This is a genomic window from Flectobacillus rivi, from assembly GCF_030056655.1.
Lineage (GTDB): Bacteria > Bacteroidota > Bacteroidia > Cytophagales > Spirosomataceae > Flectobacillus > Flectobacillus rivi.
The window spans coordinates 453,170-475,036 of the sequence record NZ_JASHIE010000002.1 but is presented as its reverse complement, the minus strand read 5'-3'; the positions used below and the strand labels follow the sequence as shown (position 1 = coordinate 475,036).

Here is a 21,867-nt window from a genome sequence, read left to right as displayed (position 1 = left end):
CATTACTTTTATTTGCCCATTATTTTAAGGTTTTGCAAGGCTACAGAGTTGTTGGGTTGTTGGGCTAAAACAACGCGATAATCAGCTTCGGCTTCAGCATTATGTCCTAATTGCTGATGAGCAATACCTCGATTGAGATAGGCCGAATAATCTACTTGAGTTTCCGATTTGATGAGTTCGTTTAACACTTCCAATGCTTTCTTAGGGTTGCCTGTTGAAATATAGGATGCCCCCAACATCGTTAATGCTTGAGCTTTTTTTCGATTTGGCATGGTCAAGGATTTTTCAAAATCGGGAATAGCTTTTTGGGGTTGTTGAAGAGTAAAATAGGCAATTCCTCGGTTCATATAAGTCTCGCCTGATTTGGTGCCTCTTTTGATGGCTTCATCAAAATATTGTAACGCTTTTGGCGTATCACCTTTGATTCCGTAGGCTGTTCCCAAGTTTTCCCAAGGGCCAGTATCGCCTTTATAACCTAGTTCAATTGCTTTAAGATTATTGGCAATAGACTCCTCTAGTTTTCCTTCTTTTTCACCTTGATATTTCCCTAGTGTATAATAAGCACGATAATCATCAGGGTAACGCTGTATGATGGCGCCAAACAAGGTACCTGTGTTTTCCCAAATAGCCACTTGTGCTTTAGTCTGGACGAAACAAAAACCACCAAATAAAAAGGCTATTGTCCATACGATTTGTCCAAGTTGTGGTGATTTTTGTTGGATATATACCAAGCCGAGTGCAATGGCCAACAACAAACCAAAATATGGGATATAGGTATAACGGTCAGCCATAATAGCTGCGCCTACTGAGATAAATTGCAAAACGAGTGCTACTGTTATGGTAAAAAAGGCTATTCCAAAGAAGAAAGTTTTACTTTTTTTATAAAATACCCCTGCTAAAATCAGTAGAACAATCGTGAAAACCAGCCCTACAGTATAAAATTGCGCGTGAGTGCCAGTACTTTCGTAAGGATAAAAAGGAGAGAGTTGTAATGGTAAAAGTAGGTGATAGCAATACATCATAAAGCCGTATCCTGCAAACTGGAGGCGTTCACTAAAGGTAAATACTTTCAAATCTAAGGCAGTTTTTTGTTCGCCAATAGCATGTATCATCCCATGGAAATCACCTCCTGCTTGAATATTAGCAGCGATTAGTCCAAATAACAACGATGCCATAAAGAATGGTATTTTTTCTACTAATACTTTAGGCTCCAACTTTCTGTCGTACCAATAATCCAACAGTAGTAAAACCACAGGCAATACCACCGCTTGTGCTTTTGAGAGACAGGATAGAACAAATAGTACCCATGTCCAAACTAATTTGGCGTTTTTGTTTTTCTGTAAATACTGTACGTATACAATACAAGCAGCCCAAAAGAATAGCCCATAAAGGACGTCTTTGCGCTCAGATACCCACGTTACAGACTCAACACGCATTGGGTGAATTCCGTAGATGAGGGCTACCCACAAGGCAACTATTTTATTTTTATTACTGAGTAAAAAGGCTAAATATCCTACCAACAATACATTGATGCTATGAAGTAAATAGTTTGTCACGATAAATGATTTGGCTGAAGTACTTCCCCAAATACTGGCATTGAGCATCAAAGACCAAATAGTTAGTGGGTGATAGTTGAGTGCCACATGGCTCTTCCAAGCTTCTAACCAATGCCCTGAAGGTTGCGTTACCAAATAATTATTTTCGATATACACATGGTCATCCCAGTCTACAAATTGATGATTGAATCCACCCACAAAAGCAATAAGTACTATGACCAACAGCAGAACAATTCCTAAATAAAATTGCCAAGACGTGGAGGTATCAGTAGCGAGATTTGTCTCGAGTTTTGCGCCAGAAGGTTTGGGTTGAGCAATGGTTTTGGCAGGTTTACGATTTTTGGACATAGTATAATGGGAAATGAGTTTTGCAAACTACTTTTAAGCATTTTATCACAAGCTATTGATGAAAGTCTAGCAAATACTAATCCTGAATATACGTATTTTCAAAAAGTTAATGAAATATTTGTTAGTAAAAGGAGAATAGTGCCGAAAGGCAGAGAGTCGCTAAAGAAATAAAGAAACCAGAAAACGTCGTATGTCCACAATATTTACACTCAGAGCATTTCGAGAAGGAGATGAAAACGCTCTGGTCAAACACGCCAATAATCCCAATGTTGCCAAGTATTTGAGAAATATCTTTCCCAGCCCTTATACGCATGATGATGCTGTTTGGTGGATTGATTTTAACAAAAGTCAAAAACCACCCTACACGTCGTTGGCTATATGCGTCGATGATGCTGCAGTGGGATGTATCGGTATAATTTTGGGGCAGGATATTTATGAGTGTCAAGCCGAAATAGGGTATTGGCTTGGTGAAGAATATTGGGGGAAAGGTATTATGTCTGAGGCTCTTAAGCAAATGACGACTTATACATTCGAGCATTTTCCACAGATTCAACGAATTTTTGCAGGTGTATTTGATACTAACAAAGCATCGCAAAAAGTGCTAGAAAGAGGAGGGTACCAACTGGAATCCATTCAGCCAAAATCAATCATCAAAGAAGGACGATGTTATGATGGATATTTATATGTTGTTTTGAGAGGGGTATAAATGAATTTAAAGATTGAAGCGACTGAGTGATTATATTAAATTTTGTATTCTAGCATAGTAGCATCAAACATGAGTCATCCCGAATTTTTAGTATTGGGATTTTTATCAAAAAAGCGGTCGAAAAATAGTTTTCGACCGCTTTTTTGATGCTACTAGACTAGATATGACTTGGCTTAAGACGCAATCATTGCGTCTCTACTGCTTTTTACATAATCACTCACTCGCTAAATCACTAAATCGCTAAATTCGGGATGACTCATATTGATGAAAATGAGGAGAATAAACCCAACCTTAAAACTTGGGAAGACTCATCTCTCACAATTCATCACTCATACTTCCTAATATTCTCCTTCAAATACTTTTACTGCTGGACCAATGAGGTAAACATTTTCGAAACTATCTTCACCAGTTTTGGTAAATTCAATTCTTAAATCCCCTCCCAATACTTTTACGTCGATGGCATTTTCAAATCCTAAACGAAGATTTGCCGATAAAGCACAAGCTGTAACGCCTGTTCCGCAAGCATACGTCTCGTCTTCAACGCCACGCTCATAAGTGCGTACCGAAAGAGCGTTAGGACCTGTAACTTCTACAAAGTTTACATTGGTTCCGCCTTTACTCACAAAAGGTTCACCGTAACGAATACCTTTTCCGTGTGAATAAACATCATATTCCGCAAGGTTTTCCACATATTCGACATAGTGTGGAGAACCTGTGTTCATAAAGTCGTATTTTTCGGTTTTTTCAACACCTTTTACATCAATCATTTTCAATGAAATGGTAGCAGGGTTTACAGATGCCTCATGTTCTCCATCGACGGCAATAAACGTAGTTTGGTCGCCAATAACGCCCAAATCATGTGCAAAACGCACCAAGCAACGACCACCATTGCCACACATAGAGCCTTCGGTACCATCAGAGTTGAAATAGACCATTCGGAAGTCATATTGCTCGTCACTCTGCAAAAGCATCAATCCGTCGGCACCGATACCAAAACGACGATGACACATTTGAGCAATTAATTCTTGAGAAACAGGAAAGCTTTTATCGCGGTCATCAATCACGACAAAGTCATTTCCAGCACCTTGATATTTATAGAATTTCATGAGAAATAGTTTTTTAGTTAACAATATTTTAAGAGATAAGGGTTCAGAGATTTGGGATTTCTGATTTCGGAAATAAAGAAAAAGACCTTCGTTTTTTTTAAAACATATAAGCTTACACTTCCGAAATCCAACATCCGATATCCGAAATAGATACTGCATACACTCCTAATTCACAACTACTTCGTAATCAAGGCTACACATTGCGCTGCAATTCCTTCGCCACGCCCTACAAAGCCAATATGTTCAGAAGTGGTGGCTTTGATAGAAAGGTCTTCCTCGTCAATCTTCATTACCTCAGCTAACACTCGTTTCATTTCTGGAATATGAGGGTTTAACTTTGGTACTTGTAAAATAATTGTTACATCAATATTGTTGACTTCCCAACCTGCCTCACGAATCATTTCCATCACTCGTGCCAATAAGATTTTAGAATCAACGCCTTTCCATTGTGGGTCTTTATCCGAAAAATGATACCCGATATTACGCATATTGGCAGCTCCTAGCAGGGCATCACAAATCACATGACAGGCAATGTCTGCATCTGAGTGTCCGACTGCTCCGTGTGTGTGAGGAACTTTGATACCTCCCAACCAAAAATCACGACCTTCTTCAAGGCGGTGAACATCATATCCTTGTCCTACTCTGATTTTCATGTTTTAATATTTAAGAAAAAAGCAACGAGAGCTTTATCCATTAGCGTTTAGCTCTCATTACCTAAATGTAATATTTATGCTTCTGAGCGATAGTATAAGGTTGAACAGTTTTCGGGTCTTAAAACATCTTTGATTGATGTCGATAACTGTTCCGCGTTAACAGCCTGAATTTTTTCTGTTTCTTGATTGACCGACTCAGGATCGCCAGCATTGGCTGCCACAGCTAGATTCATAGCACGGTTCAGAAGTTCTACTTCTGAGAAAACCAACGTTGATTCAGCCTGATTTTTTACCTTCGTCAATTCTTCTTCATCAATTGGCTGAGATAAAAATTCGTTCAGCACTTCTTGAATAGCCGCATCACCTTCTTCGATGCTTACATCGTTATTAAGATTACCTTGAATAACAAGTAGCCCAGGGTCGAGCGATGCCGTAACGTAGGCATTCACAGAGTTGAAAAGTGGGTTTTCTTTCACCAGTTTATTGTATAATCTTGATGATTTACTACGTCCCAAAATATCACTTGCCAAATCTATTGCATTAAAATTATCCGCATATCTCGCTGGAGTATGGAATACTTTGTAAACAGCATCTAGAGGTACTTTGGCATTTGTTTCTAAAAAACGAGCTGCCATTTGACGTGGTTCCTGAGGCAAGTTTCTTGGTGTTACATTACCTGCCGGAATAGGCTCAAACCATTTTTTAGCTAATTGTTTTACTTGTTCCAAGGTCACATTTCCTGCCACTACCATTACGGCATTATTGGGCAAATAATGTTTGTAGAAAAACTCCCGTACATCGTCCATCGTTGCGTTTTCGATGTGAGAGATTTCTTTTCCAATCGTAGCCCAACGGTACGGGTGAGTAGTGTATGCCAAAGGACGAAGCTTGAGCCAAACATCACCATAAGGCTGATTCAAATAACGTTGTTTGAACTCTTCAATTACTACTTTTTGTTGCACTTCCAACACTTTTGGATCAAACGAAAGCGAAAGCATACGGTCTGATTCGAGCCAAAAAGCCGTTTCAAGGTTCACCGACGGAAGGGTGATATAATAATTGGTAATATCTGGCGAAGTAAAAGCGTTATTTTCGCCACCCACACGTTGTAGTGGGGTATCATAACTCGCAATGTTTTTGGAGCCACCAAACATTAAGTGTTCAAACAAGTGAGCAAAGCCCGTTTTGCTTTCGTCTTCATCGCGCGAGCCAACATTATATAAAATATTTACTGCTGCAATGGGAGTAGAATGATCTTCGTGAACGTAAACTTTAAGTCCGTTGTTCAGTATAAAATGTGAGTAGCTTATCATATATGCCGAGTATGAGTATAACCCAAGTCTTGTGGTTCTCTCTGTGGTTTGACGAACAAGGGTCTGGTCGAAAATAAAGACAAAACAATCTTTTAAGACTCAAAGCAAATTGCCGTGGCTTAATTGAATAGTAAACGCAAATGTACATAAATCGGTTTGATTTGTATTAAAAGACTTTACCACATATATTGCTAACCTTATCGTCGTAGTATAGATTGATTACTTGCATCAATACGCAACCAAAAACTTATGAAGAAATTTATCACATTGCTTTTACTCTTAAGCATCTCTTTCAACATCTCAAAAGCTCAAATTTTAAACGATACTAATGTTCGTCACCAAATTCAGGCAGGTTTAGAAAAAATGTATTCTTATGATTTTAAAGAATCAACAGAAATCTTCCAGAAAATTAGAGCTCGTTATCCTAGTCATCCTGTTTCTTATACCTTAATGGCACTGCAAACCGAACTTCAATATTTTCCATTGAAAGATTATCCTGCTCAGCAAAAAGTGTATTTAAACTACCTGATTCAGAGTCGTACTTTGGCAGAAGCAATGCTCGACAAGGATGAAGATGATATAGAAGCCAACTTTTTTGAATTAGCTACCTTAGGTTATATAGCGGCTTATGATGCCGATAATCAGGAATTTATGAAGGCTGTTGGGGTTGCCAAAAAAGCCTATAGTTATTTGAAAAAAGGCCTAGAATGGACAGAAAAACAACCAGAGTTTTTGTTCTCTTCGGGTATCTACAACTACTATCGTGTTGAATATCCTGAAACTCATGCTTTGATTAAGCCTTTCATGTTCTTTTTTGCAGATGGAAATAAAAAGTTAGGGCTACAGCAATTAGACTTGGCGACACGCAAAACTATTTTTGTGAAAAATGAAGCGACTTTTTACGCGGGTTATGTATATATGAAGTACGAAGGCACGCCAGCCAAAGCATTGCATTATAATTCGATGTTGATAGAAAAATTTCCAGATAACTTACTGTATCAAATGCAAAGAGCTGAAATCTTGACAGCTCTCAACAAGTTTGAGGAGGCTGATGATTATGTAGCTAAGCTTCAAAAACAAAAAGGAATTATGTTCCAATGTGCAGCATCGATCTTTAAAGGAATTCAATTAGAAAGACAGCATAAAGACGACCAAGCAGAAGCATATTTATTGAAAGGCGTTAAAATGCCTTATGATGAGCGATTTACGAAAGATTATCATGCCTTAGCTTATTTGAGTTTGGCAAAAATAGAACGTCGAAAAGGGAATCAGGATAAAGCTAAAGAGTATGTAAAAAAGTGTTTGAAAATAGCAGAGTATAAATCAACTACAGCCGAGGCAAAGGCATTTTTGAAGTAAAAGAATCAACTCAGTTTTAAATATCATTTGTGCAAATGTCAAAGCTCTCAGTTCTGCTGGGAGCTTTTTGCTTTTAAAACAGTAAAATTTAGTAGCTTTGTGAATTGTTACAAAAGGCAGGAGTACAACGTTTCTGACTTTGATAAACATCTAATCACCAACATAGACTAAGCGATTTTTATACTTGTTGAGAGAAAGGTAAATTTTGAAAGAAAACCCTATCCAATGAGTTTTGAAACCAATCATGATGACTGAAAGAGAAGCTGGTATAGAAAGACTGTATCCCTCATTATTTGGGCGAATGGCCGCTCGTTATTATTACTTACGAAAATTGCGTGCACAAATAGAAGAGGTTGTGCAGTTGTTTTTGGCAAAAAGTCCTCAAAAACTTACCCTTGCAGATTACGGCTGTGGCAACAAGCCTTATGAGCCAATCGTAGCTCCTTTCGTAGCCCAATATTTGGGTATCGACCTTGAATTAAACCCGATTGCTGATATTCATATTGCACCAACTGGCGCTATCCAGCTCGATGCCGAGAAGCTTGATGTTGTACTTTCGACCCAAGTGCTTGAGCATGTTGTGGATCCTAAACAGTATTTACAGGAGGCACATCGTGTATTGAAAAATGACGGACTATTAATTTTGAGTACACATGGCTATTGGATGTTTCATCCAGACCCAACAGATTTTTGGCGTTGGACGTCGACAGGTCTGCGCAAAGTTGTAGAAGATGAAGGCTTTGAAGTCGTTTATTTTAAAGGTATTATTGGGCGCGCTGCGATGGGATTACAATTGTTTCAGGATGGATTGTTGTTCAAACTTCCCAAGTTTCTTCGTCCTATTTTAGCGATCATTATGCAACCACAAATTATCTTTTTTGATAAAATTACAGCACAAGATACCATCGATAAAGATGCTTGTACGTATGTGTTGGTGGCGAAGAAAAGATAGTCTTCATATTGTTTAGGTTTCATAATTTTGCTTTTCTCTGAGATTAAATTGTATTCTCGTTCATGAAATTTATTTACTATATTTTATTGTTGCTGTTATTTTTAGGATGTAAAAAAACTGACCCAACTCCCAAAGATTTTATTTCATATTATTCATTTAATGGAAATACGAATGATTCTAAAGGAACCAATAGTGCAATAAGTATTTATCGTGCAAGGCTAACAGATGATAAAAATGGCAATATCAATAGTGCCTATTATTTTGATGGAAACTCTTATATTGAATTTCCAAAGCCTGCTATCAAAAATGATTTTACCGTGTCCTTATGGGCTATGCTTGAATCTATTCCAACTGAGGGGACAATTAGGACAGCAATGTCTATCGGCTCTTCGGGAGGAGATCAACTTATTAATGTAGCCAACAATTATTATGAGGTATCGGGATGGCTCTGACCAGCTATAATGAGGATGGTAGTAATTTAGTCCTAAGCCCCAATGCCTTGTCGTCAATGGTTGCCAAAAAGTGGGTGCATTTAGCTTTTACTCGTGATGGTCAGAACTTTAAGGCATATATCGATGGAAAGCAAATTGGTAGTTTGGCCGTAGAGGGAAAATCTGCTGGATATGGCTACGGAACACAAAGATTTTATATTGGGAATAGACATACTGGACAGGGCTTTATAGGCACGATTGATGAAGTGAAAGTTTTTGAAAGAGCCTTGTCAACTGAAGAAATAAGTCAACTTTCTTCAAACTAAGTAGAAAGAAGTTATTAGTTAATCATATATCAGTTATAAGACAGATAAGTACTATCAAAAAGCACTTCAGGCATATTGTTAGTCTAGCCTTTTTAATACTTACTAAATTGATAAAAGAGATTCAAAATCAAGATTTAATACGACTAATATGAAACATGAGTCATCCCGAATTTTAAGATTAGGGTTATTCTCCAAATTTTCATCAAAAAAGCGGTCGAAAAATAGTTTTCGATCGCTTTTTTGATGCTACTATGCTAGATATAACTTGGCTTAAGACGCAATCATTGCGTCTCTACTACTAGAATATAAATTGTAATATAATCACTCATCCGCTCAATCACTAAATTAGGGATGACTCATGTTTCGAGTGTACATTTTTAATAGCCGATAGATAATGAACCTTTGCTTTGCATACCCTAATAAGTTTCGATTCAGTGAAACTTTTATTCATGATCAAATAGAACAACTGCAACCTAAAATCACGATTTACGAGGGGTGGTATCCGTCTCTTGATAAAAACGATGTATCCTTTCTGCCTTTTCCTTTCAATATTCTTTATGTACGAGGAGGTTTGAGAAATGTATTACCTAGTCTCTATCATAAGATTTATACGTTTTTCTTAGCCAGATATTTGACCAAAAACAACATAGATGTTGTCTTGGCTCAATATGGTCCAATGGGGGCAACAATTAACGATGCTTGTGTAAAGGCTAATGTTGGATTGGTGGTTCATTTTCATGGATTTGACGCAAACGACAAAGCTACCTTAGACAAGTATTTGCCTACCTACCAGAAGATGTTCAAGACGGTAAAAGGAATTATTGCTGTTTCGAGGGACATGAGAAATAAGCTTATCGAGTTTGGAGCAGACCCTGATAAGGTTATCTTCAACTCTTGTTTTGTTAATACAAGCTTGTTTACCTTGGGTACACCAGAAAACAGCGATAAGATATTCATGGCAGTTGGTAGATTTACGGCTAAAAAATCGCCTTTTTCAACCATAAGGGCTTTTCACAAGGTATTACAAACAGTACCAGATGCTAAACTAAAAATGATCGGTGAAGGCGAGCTTTGGGAAGAGGCAAAAGCACTGGTAAAAGAGTTAGGAATTGAATCTCAGGTAGAATTATTAGGTGTTAAAAGACCCGCAGAAATTATTGATTTACTGAAAACCGCAAGAGTTTTTGTGCAACATTCTATGTTTGCGCCAAATGGAGATTCGGAAGGAACACCAGTATCTATATTAGAAGCTTCTGCAGTTGGATTACCGATTGTAAGTACTTATCATGCAGGTATCAAAGATGCTGTGGTTCACAAAAAAACAGGTTTTCTAGTGAATGAAGGAGATTGGGAGGAAATGGCCAAGTATATGACCCTATTGATAAATAATCCAGAACTCTGTGGACAAATGGGAAGAAGTGCTCGTCAACACATGGAGGATTATTACGAAATGTCGAAAAGAGTTGATACGCTGAGAGAGATATTAGAAAAATGATATTTTTACTAAGGTTTAGAATGTAGCATTTTAAGATTAGATTGTCTATTTTTGTGGGCTTTATGTAGGTATGTAGCCGCCATGATAAATCATCTGGCGGCTATTTTCAAAATAGACAAAATAGATTCGATTAGATTTACATAATTTCTGAGTTACGAAGCTCACAATCCATTTCCGTTTACTCCAATAAATTTATGATTAGCAAATTATTAAAACCGTTTGGCTATAAGATTGCCAAAGTGCAAAAAGAGGAAGATTTTATCAACGATCCAACATTTTTGAAAATCTTAAAGGCGTGTCGTCCCTACACGATGACTAGCGTCGAGCGTATGTACGCACTATATAATGCTGTTACATATATAGTCAAAAATAATATTGCAGGGAGTTTTGTGGAATGTGGTGTTTGGAGAGGCGGAAGCTCAATGATGATTGCCCTAACTTTAAAAGAACTAGGCGTCACTAATCGTAAGCTTTACTTGTATGATACCTACGAAGGAATGTCTGAGCCAACAGCTGATGACGTAGATTTTCGTGGTGGACAAGCCAAGGAATTGATGGATCAAAATGTCGAAAATAAAGAGAATTCTGTGTGGTGCTTGGCGGATCTTAATGATGTGCAAACTAATATGCGATCAACGGGATATCCTCAAGATTTGGTACATTTTGTAAAAGGAAAAGTAGAAGATACTATCCCTGCTACGATGCCTGATGCACCGATTGCTTTGTTGCGTTTGGATACTGACTGGTACGAGTCAACGGCTCACGAGTTGAAATATTTATATCCTTTATTAATTCAAAAGGGGGTTTTAGTCATTGATGATTATGGTCACTGGGAAGGATGTAAGCGTGCAGTTGATGAGTATTTCAACGGCTCATTGTTGTTAAACCGTATCGATTATACAGGTCGTATTGCAATAAAAAGTTAATAGCTAAAGAAATACAATTAGGAAGTTTTAATTCCAATTTGGTCGTTTTGTAAAGAAGTTTAAGAGCGGTAAAAGTGATTAAATATATTGATAACTAGCATTTTATGGATAAATATTTGATCGCTCGATAACCAACTCGCTAAATCACTCAATAAATTATGGGCATTATTATTCGTCAAGGATTAAAAAGTTCAATCGTTACTTATGTAGGAACGGCAGTGGGGGTATTGAACGTCCTTGTTATTTACAATAAATTTTTGACGCAAGAACAGTTTGGTCTGTATGCTTCGGCTATGGTCAGCTTTACAACCGTTTTTGCTTCATTTGCCCAAATTGGGGTGCCGCATATTGCTACACGTTATTTCAATCGTTTTGCTGATGATGAAAAACGACATAATGGCTTTTTAGGTTTTTTATTGGTAACTCCATTGGTTGGTTTAGGAATCTTCGCAATTCTATATCTTTCTTTACAATCGGTGTTTAATGGAATTTACGAAAGTAAGTCGCCACTACTGAGTCAGTATTACTATTATATGCTGCCGCTGACTTTTTGTATTGCTTATATTTCTGTATTGGAAGCTTATGCAAAGGTGCATTTGCGTATAGTAGTTCCTGCCATTATTCGGGAGTTAGGGCTTCGTCTATCTAATGGATTATTAGTGATTCTTTTTGGATTAGGATATATATCCTTCGAACAATTAATTGGTATTACCGTAGTAACCTATATACTAGGTATTATTGCCTTGTTTGCTTATATCAAAATACTAGGAAAGCTCTACTTGACCATTGATTGGAACATCTATAGGAGTCCCTTATTCAAGGAAATGTACCAATATGGCTTATGGGTATTGTTGGCAGGAGCTAGTTTCACGCTGATTCAACATGTTGAAAAAATCATGTTGCCTGCCTACGACGGAGGGTTAAATACTACGGCTATTTTTGATATTGCATCTAGAATAGCCCTTGTGATTGCCATTCCACGAAATGCCATTGCCTCTATCAGTTTGCCACTATTGGCAGAGTCTTGGCAGAAAAATGATATGGCACATATTGAAGAAATTTACCGAAAATCTTCACTAGTTTTATTCATTGTAGGAGGTTTTTTATTTCTTGGAATTTGGTGTAACGTAGACGAAATTTTCCAACTTTTACCCAAAGCAGATATTTATTCGCAAGGTCGTTGGGTGGTGTTTTTCTTTGGTATGAGCAAGGTGATTGATATGGCTACTGGGCTCAACTCGGAGATATTAATCAATTCGAAATATTACCGTTATGATTTAGCTTTTTACGTGTTGTTGGCAGTATTGATTATCGTAACAAATTTGATTTTAATACCCATTTATAGCTTCAATGGCGCAGCACTGGCAGCGCTAACTTCGGTAGTGGTTTATAATGCCACCAAGTATTTCTTTATTCTTTTTAAACTCAAACTTCAACCATTTACTTCGGCGACTGTAAAAGTTTTAGGGTTGTTTATATTGACCTATTTCTTGGCAACGCTTATTCCTACTTTAGGGTCTGGATTGGTAGGAATAATGATGACAGTAGCAGTACGTTCTTTATTGATTTGTGCTGTATTTGGAGGAGGCGTATTGTATTTCAAAATATCCGAAGATGCCAACAAAACGGTGATGGGTATTTTACGTAAACTAAAATTGATCAAATAGCAAAAGCTAACAATATGAAGATACTATTCACATTTGGTGGATTGCCGCATTATTATAATTTAGTACTCAATCGACTAAACCAAGTAGAAGGGCAGGAGATTGTGGTGATTGCTCCTAAAAGCCAAGGAAAAAGCGTAGGTGCAGGTGTGCACCAAACTTTGGATGGCGTTGAGTTTAAGGTACACTTTTTGGAAGAATATAAAACGGCTTGGGGAAAACCATTTTTCAAGAACTTTTTGGAAACGGTTGAGGCAGAAAAGCCTGATGTTATTGTTACGATTTGGCCTTATATTTTGACTTTTGTTTACAATCCCTTGCTGCTTTGGAAAATCCGTAGCATGGGTATCAAATTGATTCTGAAAGAGATTCCTTTTAATATCCCAAAATTCCAAGAAGCGCTCGATTATTATGCCAAAGGTGGTGCCGTAACCGAAACCTTGAAAACGGAATTGAAGCCTTCAAGTTTGGCATTTAAGCTGAAATATAGCTTGTTGAAATATACCTATAAAAGAGCTTTCAATATGGTAGATGCCCATGTGGATTATACCGAGGAGGCAATAGATGTTTTTGGAAGTTATGGCGTGCCAAAGGAGAAGATTTTTGTAATTTATAATTCTCCTGATACGGATATTATCTTCAACGAAAGAGCGAAGATCGAAGGAGTAAACACCGTTTTGCCAGATAATCCTCTACGACTTTTGCACGTTGGACGCTTAGTAAAATGGAAACGTGTGGATTTGCTGATGGATGTTTTTGCCAAATTACTCAAAAAGTTTCCTATCGCTAAATTAGCCATTGTAGGTACTGGCCCTGAACTAGATAATCTCAAGCAACAAGCGAAAGATTTAGGAATAGAAGAAAGTGTTGAATTTGCTGGTGCAGTGTATGAAATGACGCAGTTGGGACAATATTTCAATGCTTCATTAGTCTATGTTTTGGCAGGTATGGGCGGTTTGTCTATCAATGATGCAATGTGTTTTGATAAACCTATTATTTGCTCGGTGGCGGATGGTACTGAGAAAAAGCTTGTTCGTGATGGATATAACGGGTATATCTTCAAAAATGGTGATGCCGAAGATTTATACCAAAAGCTTGAAAGTATGATGAGTAATCCAGAAAAAACCAAGGAAATGGGATTACGTTCAGGTGATATTATCAAAAATGAGGTGAATATCCACGTAGTGATTAAAAACTATTGTGAGGCGTTTAAGTACGTCATGAAAAAGTAAGTTTTGATTTGAAAAGAGGTTTCTATAACTCCATAATCACGTATTCCAAGATATGTTATTTGCCTTAAAATATTTCTTAAAATACCCTTTCCATCATATCCGCACCCCAGAGGCGCGCGAATTGCTGGGCTTAATGGCTAAGTTTGGTACAGTCCCACGTTATCAACCTCGAACTGTTTCGTTTCAGGGCGTTACGTTTTTAGTGCCAGACTGTATGTCGTTTTTGTTCCAGCATGAAGAGATTTTTGTAGGACAAAGTTACAGATTCCAAAGTAAGACAGATAGTCCTGTTATTTTGGATTGTGGAGCTAATATTGGTACAAGCTGTTTGTTCTTTAAGAAATTGTACCCAAAAGCTAAAATTACTGCTTTTGAAGCCGATCCACAAATCGCCAAAATATTAAGCAATAATTTGAGCGTGAACGGAATTCAAGGGGTCGAAATTGTAGACAAAGCCGTATGGGTTCATGACCAAGGAATCGAGTTTGTGACCGAAGGTTCGGACGGTGCATCGATTTATGGTGAAGGCGAAAAACAGCGTATTGAGTCTGTCCGTTTGAAGGAATACTTGCAAAAACATACAAGTATTCAAATGTTGAAAATGGATATTGAAGGTGCTGAAGTGGAGGTTTTTCAAGATTGCGCTGATAACATCGGACATATCGACCATATCTTTATTGAATATCATTCGTTTCCAAACCGCCCACAAGATTTAGATGTATTGCTTTCTATTTTGACAAAAAATGGTTTCAGATACTTTATCCGTGATGCACAAGATAGACCTGTACCGTTTATTAATCATGCCTACAAAGCCAATCCTTCCATGGATTTGCAGTTGAATATTTTTGCAGTGAAAAAGTAATTGGTTTTGAGGAAAACAAAGCCAAACAGAGATAGCGATATTTTTCAATTTACGTAGAAAAATATCGCTATCTCTGTTTTTTTATTTGTATTTTTCTATGTCCTTTTAAGGAAGTAAAACACACTTCTCTTACATTTGTAAAGCATAAAGTTGCACAACACCTGTATTCTGAGCCTTCTATTTAACCCCAACCCCCAAACCTCTATGTTAGCACAAAATGATTTTCTGGCACAAGCCAAAATAGGTAATAATCAGCCTTGGAGATATATTGTAGGGATGATTTTAGTACTGTTGGCGCTAGGGATATTTAGCATTCCGCAAGTGTTGGTGACCGATATAAAAAGTGGAAGACCAACCGTGGCTTCGCATTGGTATTTATTAGTAGCAATAGGCAGTTTTGCGGGAGGAATTTTAACATTATGGGTATGGTTGAAAAATAGCCATCATCGCGAGTTTCAAACCCTGATTACACCACAAAGTTCCGTAAATTGGAAGCGTGTGGCAAGTTCTGCGGCAGTGTGGCTGGTGTGTACGGCAATCGTAGAGTTGGGTATGTATTCGTTTTTTCCTGAGATGTACCGCTTTTCTTGGAATCCTCAACAATGGTTGCCTGCATTTATTGTTGGTTTCTTGTTTTTGCCTATTCAAACTAGCTGTGAAGAACTCATATTTAGAGGATATTTATTTCAAGCTATAGGCTCTCGAAATGTGGTTGTGGGGCTTGTAATAAGTTCAGTACTTTTTGGATTGATGCATAGGTTCAATCCCGAAACGGCTAAAGTAGGTTTTGCTCTAGCTATGAGCTATTATATCGGAGTAGGTTTATTTTTTGCCCTATTGACCTATTTTGATGGAAAGTTGGAACTAGCTTTAGGAATACATGCTTCTAATAATATCTACGCTTTTTTATTGGTGACATATCCCGATAGCGCATTGCCTTCGCCTTCTGTCATCACCATGACCGAATTGAACTTTCCGCTTATGATTGTAGGCTGGTTGTTGGCAGTAGTGTTATACACAGTGACTATCAAATGGGTGTTTAAGTGGATATAGAAAATTAAGTATTTGATTTTGAGATAAAGTGAAGCAAATCAGTATTTTCTGAAATAAAATAAACATTTTGCCTAATGCCTACGGCTTATAGCCCATCGCATAACTATCTAAAAACAGTCTAAGAATTTTAAAGTAAAAAACGACTATGCAACTTTCTGAAATCTGGATTTATCCTGTCAAATCTCTAGGTGGTTTTAGTGTACAGCAAACGGAAGTAACTACTCGTGGGCTAAAATATGACCGTAGATGGATGCTTATTGATGCCGACAACGTGTTTGTCACTCAACGACAAGTGGGAGATTTAGCTTTATTTAAAACGGCAATAGCGGAGAATTTACTACATGTAACACATAGTCCTTCTGGAAAAACGCTTTCGGTAAATATGGGAGAATATCTTCCAGAGGCCATTACTGTAGAAGTTTGGGATGATGAGATGGATGCTCATGAAGTATCTGTGGAGGCAAGTGCATGGTTTAGTGAATTACTAGGCAAACCCGTACGATTGGTCTATATGCCCGACGAAAGTTTACGACCTGTCGACCCTCAATATGCTCAAACGCCAGAAGATATAACCTCTTTTTCGGATGGTTATCCTATTTTGATTATTGGACAATCATCATTAGACGATTTGAATAATCGATTAGAAAAACAGATTCCAATTAATCGTTTTCGTCCAAATTTTGTCTTTACTGGTGGTAATGCTTTTGAAGAAGAGTCTTGGTTTGAGTTTTCGATAGGCACAACCTCTTTCAAGGGGGTAAAACCATGCGCCAGATGTATTGTTACAACGTTGAACCACGAAACAGGACAAAAGACTGGCAAAGAGCCATTACACACGCTTTCGAACTACAGAAAGGCTGGCAATAAAATCTTATTTGGACAAAATGTACTGATTGTACAAACGGGAACGGTGAGTGTAGGAGAAGAAATAACAGTACAAACAACACGCCAATTGGCGAAGTTTTCGGTAAGTTAAAAGCTATACAAAGCAATTTCGCGCTTAGATTGTGGCGGTAGCATTTGAATATGATACTAAAGCGCTTTTTAGAAGTAATAAACCTATTAAGTCTGGATGTAGTAGCAGGAGCCATGATTTGTCATTCGGCTTTTTTGCGACTGCCAGAAGGCAAATTTACCCATGCCACAACCAGTACATGGTTGTTGGGTATTGCGGTATTTATTATATACACCTTAGATAGACAGTTGGATAACTTGAAGCCCGAACAAATAGCAACACCGAGGCATCGTTTTCATAAACAATATGCCAAAGTTTTGAAGCTATCTGTAGCATTGGCTATGTTGCTGGGAATATATCTTTTGGGGCATATTACCTATCTCACCTTGATGGTGGGCTTTGGGATTGCTTTTATCACGTCTATTTATTTGGTAGTTGTGAGTAAATTATCCTCAGATAGTATCTTTCAAGCTTATAAAGAACCAGTGACAGCATTCGTGTATGCGTCGGGTGTATGTGGAACAGCCATCGTACAACACTCGAGAGTATTTAGCTGGATAGATTGGGCATTGGCAGGCGTTTTTTTTATGATTGCCTTTCAAAATTTGTTGCTTTTTTCAGCATTTGAACAACAAAAATACCCGCAAGTACATTCGTTAGGGTCAATGTGGGGAGCACGTGCTTGTCGGCAAATTTTATATGGACTATTTGTAATCAATCTCATAGCAACATCTTTTATCCTTTGGCATAGTACTTATCCATATTCGATGGGTTTGGGAACTGTCGAAATCATCATGAGTACAGTGCTTGTGTTAATAACGTATTTTGAATTGTTTTTTGTAAAAAATGATCGTTATCGTTGGGTGGGAGATGGTATATTTTTAATTCCTTTATTTCTTTTTATTCTGATTAGATGAGCGAGCAACTAACACCACCATCTGCAAAAAGATCGCCTTATGAGGCGTTGAAATATCCACAGTTTGTGGCATATATGTTTGCCAATAGTTTTATTACAATGGCCTTATTGATTCAGGAAGTCTTGCTTGGATACGAAATGTACAAGGTCACTCACGACCCTATGGCATTAGGCTTGATTGGCTTAGCAGAGGCACTTCCTTATATCTCTTTGGCATTATTTGGTGGACATTTGGCTGACCTTTATAACAAGAAAACCATTTTGATGCTCAGTTTAAGTGTCATCATTTTGAGTTCAGTTATTTTGGTTTGGGCTACACATTCAACTACCCAGTTGCCACAACACAATTTATTACCCATCATTTACGGCGTAATATTTTTGATAGGTTTAGCCAAAGGTTTTTATTCGCCAGCCTCTTCATCTTTAAATCCATTTTTGATTCCGAAAGAAGTATTTGCCAACGCAACCACATGGGCAAGTTCTTTTTGGCAAGCAGGAGCTATTTTAGGACCAGGTTTAGCAGGTTTTATGTATGCCTATTGGGGCTTGACTAATTCGCTTTGGTTTGTGGTGGCGCTATTATGTACGGTAATGCTTTTGATTAGCACTATTACGGCACCTCCAATTCCTGAAAAGGTAGAGGAGAAAGTCAATATTTTTCAAAGTCTTAAAGAAGGAATCGCTTTTGTTTTCAAAACAAAAATTATCCTTTATTCAATATCGCTCGATTTGTTTTCGGTACTCTTTGGTGGAGTAATAGCACTATTGCCTATCTATGCTGAGGATATTCTTAAAGTAGGAGCCGAAGGCTTGGGTATTTTACGTGCAGCACCATCAATAGGAGCAATTTTAACCATGTTTATGATGGTATATTTTCCTCCGTTAAAACACGCTTGGCGAAATTTATTGCTGGCAGTGGGAGGCTTTGGATTAGCAACGTTGATTTTTGCGGTTTCAACAAACTTATGGATTTCGGTGGTTGCTTTGTTTTTTACGGGTGCCTTCGACAGCGTAAGTGTAATCGTGCGTCAGACCGTTTTGAGATATTGGACTCCTGACGAAATGCGTGGACGCGTATCGGCGGTGAATGGTATTTTTGTGAGCTCTTCTAATGAAATCGGCGCTTTTGAGTCAGGTCTATTGGCTAAGTTAATGGGCACAGTGCCATCAGTAATATTTGGAGGTACGATGACCATGATTATTGTGTCCATCGTATGGATTCGTTCAAAAGAATTATTTAAAATGAAGGTGACAGATTAACTTTCTAAATAACTCCTCAAAGATTTCTACCATGATTAAAGCCGTTGTACCACCGAGGTATAACGGCTTTAGTCCTTCTGAGAGTCGTGCTTCCACTTTTTGGCACGCTATTTGTTTTTTGCTTTGATAATTTTCTGACGTTCTAACGAAAGTTTGATAGCCAGAGTTTCGCCAAAATAGTAGTTTTAGTATTAACCAACTTCTTGTAGATACACCTTTTTGTCTACAGAAATCAAACAAGGCTAATCGGATTTCATAAAGCATTTTACTCTGTAAATTGAATGTACAGAATGCACTAAATATGAAAATCAAGGAGTTATGTTTCTAAACTTGTTTTAAGAATCATTTCTTTATCATTCAATATACTTACTTTGTAAAACGATTTAGCCTAAAATCCTATCATGAACAAATCATTACATATTCTACTGAGTATAGTCTTACTCTTTGCTATTTCTGCTAACAGCGCTTGGGGACAAGCTAAGTTTAAGGCAGCCAATAGAGAGTATGAGCAACTTAGTTACATGTCGGCTATTCGCTTGTATGAAGATGTGCTATCTGATTCAAAATTAGATGCAGCCGTTCGTAAAGAAGCGTTAAAAAAGTTAGCCTATTGTTATCGTCGTATTCAGGATACCAAAAATGCCGAAAGAGCGTACAGTGACTTATTAAAAAACTTCCCAGACATAGAGGCTGAGAATTACCTTTACTATGCACAGGCTTTAGCTTCAAATGGCAAATACCGTGATTCTCAAAAGTATTATTCGATTTACGGAGAAAAACAAACAGCTGATGTTCGTAGTAAAAAGTTTACGGTTTCATACATGGAAATGAGCCGTTTTTATAGAGACTCCTCTTCGTATCAAGTCGAATATCTTCCTATCAACTCAAATCAGGCGGATTTTAGCCCGATGTTTTACAAAGGAGGTTTAGTGTTTTGTTCTGCTCGTGATGAGTCTGGTGCTGTGAAGCGTGTGTATGGTTGGAATCAGACGCCATTTTTGGATTTATATTTTGTGCCAGATACCGCACAACTAAAGTCGGGGATGGTACAAAAAGCGGCTGCCTTGGGCGGTGTGATTGCGAGTAATAGCAATAAAACCTTAAAGTCAACTGGCGAAGTAAATAAGGTGGAAGAATTTAGCCGTGTGATTAATACAAAGTATCATGAAGGTCCAGCGGTATTCTTTCAAGGCGAACAAAAAGCAATTTTTACTCGTAACAATTTTAATAAAGGTAAAACCAGAGAGTCTAAAGATGGTACTAATAAGCTGAAATTATACATTGCAGATTTAGTAAAAGACAATTGGAGTAATATCAAGGAACTACCATTTAATTCTGATGAATACTCTTGCGGACACCCAGCATTGACACCTGATAATACCAAATTGTATTTTGTGTCAGATATGCCTGGTGGTTATGGTGGTACAGATATTTATGTGGTTGAATACAGCGACGGAAACTGGGGAACACCTGTGAACATGGGAAAAGAAATCAACTCCGAGGGTAATGAAATGTTCCCATTTGTTGACCCAAGTGGAAATCTTTACTTTGCTTCTGACGGTCATGAAGGACTAGGCGGACTTGATATGTTTTTTGCAGAAATTAAAGATGGTGTGGCTTACAGAGGCGTAAATAACTTAGGGGCTCCACTCAATTCACCACAAGATGATTTTGGTATTATCACTGATGCGACTCGTACAAGTGGGTTTTTCTCGTCAAATCGTAAGTCTGGTTTAAGTGACGATAATATTTATAGCTTCAAACGTGTTTGTCGTCCTTTGACCTTAATTGTGTATGATGCAGCATCCAAACAACCACTCGAAAACGTAGACGTTCGTATCACGGTAAATGCAGAAAGTCGTGAGTTAAGAGTGACAGGCGTAGATGGCTCAACCAGTATTTGTATGGAAGCCAATGCCGAGTATGAGTTCAAAGCTATTAAAGAAGGTTATTTGATGAACTCTGTGGCATATTCCACCAAAAGTAATACTGCTCAGAAAACAACCTTAGAGTTATATCTTGAAAAAGCTCCTTTGGCAGTGTTGAAAGGTGTCGTAAAATCGGAAGTAAACGACCAACCTATGGCTGGTGTTCAGGTAACTTTAGAAAACGAAAAAGATAAAACGAAGCAAACTGTAACAACAGGACCAGATGGTGGCTATGAGTTTCAGGTAAAACCAGGAGATGACCACAAACTGACGGCTGAAAAAGACAAGTATGCCACTAATACAGAAAAAATTGGTAAAGTTAAATCGAGTGGGGAAGTAGTGCAGAATATTCAAGGGATGTATGGTGAAGGAGATATTTTCAAGTTGAAAAATATTTATTATGACTATGGAAAATTCTTTATTCGTCCTGACGCAGCTCGTGAACTAGAAAAAACATTGTTGCCATTACTTCGTAAGTATCCAGCAATGACTATTGAGATTCGCTCGCACACTGATGCTCGATCGAGTGATAACTTCAATATGCAACTTTCGGCAAACCGTGCTAGAGCTGTGGTTGATTACTTAGCTATGCGAGGCATTGACCCATCAAGATTAGTGTCGAATGGATATGGCGAAACAGAACTGGTGAATGAATGTGTGGATGGAATAATTTGTGATGAAAAACAACACCAAGAAAACCGCAGAACAGAGTTTAGAATTATATCTGTAAAATAACAATCGTAATAAAGAGAAATTTAGATGTGTTTTTTAGGTTAGAAAAATAAAAGCCCTTCGATTGAAGGGCTTTTATTTTTCTAACCTTGTC

Annotated in this window: 19 protein-coding genes; 15 read left to right on the top strand and 4 right to left on the bottom strand. The window is 37.8% G+C overall.

Annotated elements, in window-relative coordinates:
• Positions 1 to 8: 8 nt before the first annotated feature.
• Positions 9 to 1,904: a tetratricopeptide repeat protein gene (locus QM481_RS04240; RefSeq protein WP_283380765.1), complete on the bottom strand. Its 1,896-nt coding sequence runs from the start codon at positions 1,902 to 1,904 to the stop codon at positions 9 to 11.
• A gap of 190 nt (positions 1,905 to 2,094) precedes the next feature.
• On the opposite strand from QM481_RS04240, the gene QM481_RS04235 reads away from it, so the two are divergent.
• Positions 2,095 to 2,610 carry a GNAT family N-acetyltransferase gene (locus QM481_RS04235; protein ID WP_283380764.1) on the top strand — a complete coding sequence of 172 codons (516 nt, stop codon included), beginning with the start codon at positions 2,095 to 2,097 and terminating at the stop codon, positions 2,608 to 2,610.
• 338 nt (positions 2,611 to 2,948) lie between these two features.
• On the opposite strand, the gene dapF is transcribed toward QM481_RS04235, so the two are convergent.
• From dapF to QM481_RS04220, 3 genes are all read right to left on the bottom strand, one after another.
• Positions 2,949 to 3,716, bottom strand: coding sequence for a diaminopimelate epimerase (dapF, locus tag QM481_RS04230; RefSeq protein WP_283380763.1), 768 nt, complete (start codon positions 3,714 to 3,716; stop codon positions 2,949 to 2,951).
• Between the two features lie 176 nt (positions 3,717 to 3,892).
• Positions 3,893 to 4,369, bottom strand: a complete 477-nt coding sequence (ispF, locus tag QM481_RS04225) for a 2-C-methyl-D-erythritol 2,4-cyclodiphosphate synthase (protein WP_283380762.1) — start codon at positions 4,367 to 4,369, stop codon at positions 3,893 to 3,895.
• Between the two features lie 74 nt (positions 4,370 to 4,443).
• The gene (locus QM481_RS04220) at positions 4,444 to 5,682 is read right to left on the bottom strand and encodes a M16 family metallopeptidase (protein ID WP_283380761.1); all 1,239 of its coding nucleotides are present in this window, start codon (positions 5,680 to 5,682) and stop codon (positions 4,444 to 4,446) included.
• 249 nt (positions 5,683 to 5,931) lie between these two features.
• Here QM481_RS04220 and QM481_RS04215 point away from each other — a divergent pair, with 249 nt between their 5' ends.
• The 14 genes from QM481_RS04215 to QM481_RS04150 all read left to right on the top strand — a co-directional run bounded on the left by QM481_RS04215 (position 5,932) and on the right by QM481_RS04150 (position 21,776).
• On the top strand, positions 5,932 to 7,041 hold the full coding sequence (locus QM481_RS04215) for a tetratricopeptide repeat protein (RefSeq protein WP_283380760.1): 1,110 nt from the start codon (positions 5,932 to 5,934) through the stop codon (positions 7,039 to 7,041).
• Positions 7,042 to 7,285: 244 nt separating this feature from the next.
• Positions 7,286 to 7,993, top strand: coding sequence for a class I SAM-dependent methyltransferase (locus QM481_RS04210; RefSeq protein WP_166550268.1), 708 nt, complete (start codon positions 7,286 to 7,288; stop codon positions 7,991 to 7,993).
• Positions 7,994 to 8,055: 62 nt separating this feature from the next.
• Positions 8,056 to 8,445: a LamG-like jellyroll fold domain-containing protein gene (locus QM481_RS04205; RefSeq protein WP_283380759.1), complete on the top strand. Its 390-nt coding sequence runs from the start codon at positions 8,056 to 8,058 to the stop codon at positions 8,443 to 8,445.
• Complete coding sequence (locus QM481_RS04200; RefSeq protein ID WP_283380758.1) at positions 8,436 to 8,750, top strand: LamG domain-containing protein; 315 nt, start codon at positions 8,436 to 8,438, stop codon at positions 8,748 to 8,750. The genes QM481_RS04205 and QM481_RS04200 overlap by 10 nt, the downstream gene beginning before the upstream one ends.
• A 394-nt stretch (positions 8,751 to 9,144) precedes the next feature.
• Positions 9,145 to 10,245 carry a glycosyltransferase gene (locus QM481_RS04195; RefSeq protein ID WP_283380757.1) on the top strand — a complete coding sequence of 367 codons (1,101 nt, stop codon included), beginning with the start codon at positions 9,145 to 9,147 and terminating at the stop codon, positions 10,243 to 10,245.
• Positions 10,246 to 10,439: 194 nt separating this feature from the next.
• A complete protein-coding gene (locus QM481_RS04190; RefSeq protein WP_166550265.1) occupies positions 10,440 to 11,171 on the top strand; it encodes a TylF/MycF/NovP-related O-methyltransferase in 732 nt (243 codons plus the stop codon).
• Positions 11,172 to 11,329: 158 nt separating this feature from the next.
• A complete protein-coding gene (locus QM481_RS04185; protein ID WP_166550264.1) occupies positions 11,330 to 12,838 on the top strand; it encodes a lipopolysaccharide biosynthesis protein in 1,509 nt (502 codons plus the stop codon).
• Positions 12,839 to 12,852: 14 nt separating this feature from the next.
• The gene (locus QM481_RS04180) at positions 12,853 to 14,067 is read left to right on the top strand and encodes a glycosyltransferase (RefSeq protein ID WP_283380756.1); all 1,215 of its coding nucleotides are present in this window, start codon (positions 12,853 to 12,855) and stop codon (positions 14,065 to 14,067) included.
• Positions 14,068 to 14,119: 52 nt separating this feature from the next.
• Positions 14,120 to 14,929, top strand: coding sequence for an FkbM family methyltransferase (locus tag QM481_RS04175; protein ID WP_283380755.1), 810 nt, complete (start codon positions 14,120 to 14,122; stop codon positions 14,927 to 14,929).
• Positions 14,930 to 15,133: 204 nt separating this feature from the next.
• Positions 15,134 to 15,982, top strand: coding sequence for a CPBP family intramembrane glutamic endopeptidase (locus QM481_RS04170; protein ID WP_283380754.1), 849 nt, complete (start codon positions 15,134 to 15,136; stop codon positions 15,980 to 15,982).
• A gap of 145 nt (positions 15,983 to 16,127) precedes the next feature.
• Entirely contained in the window at positions 16,128 to 16,958 is an 831-nt protein-coding gene (locus QM481_RS04165) for an MOSC domain-containing protein (RefSeq protein ID WP_283380753.1), read from the top strand.
• Positions 16,959 to 17,008: 50 nt separating this feature from the next.
• A complete protein-coding gene (locus QM481_RS04160; RefSeq protein ID WP_283380752.1) occupies positions 17,009 to 17,854 on the top strand; it encodes a hypothetical protein in 846 nt (281 codons plus the stop codon).
• Positions 17,851 to 19,113, top strand: a complete 1,263-nt coding sequence (locus QM481_RS04155) for an MFS transporter (RefSeq protein ID WP_283380751.1) — start codon at positions 17,851 to 17,853, stop codon at positions 19,111 to 19,113. The genes QM481_RS04160 and QM481_RS04155 overlap by 4 nt, the downstream gene beginning before the upstream one ends.
• 401 nt (positions 19,114 to 19,514) lie before the next feature.
• Complete coding sequence (locus QM481_RS04150; protein ID WP_283380750.1) at positions 19,515 to 21,776, top strand: carboxypeptidase regulatory-like domain-containing protein; 2,262 nt, start codon at positions 19,515 to 19,517, stop codon at positions 21,774 to 21,776.
• The last annotated feature ends 91 nt before the right edge of the window (positions 21,777 to 21,867 follow it).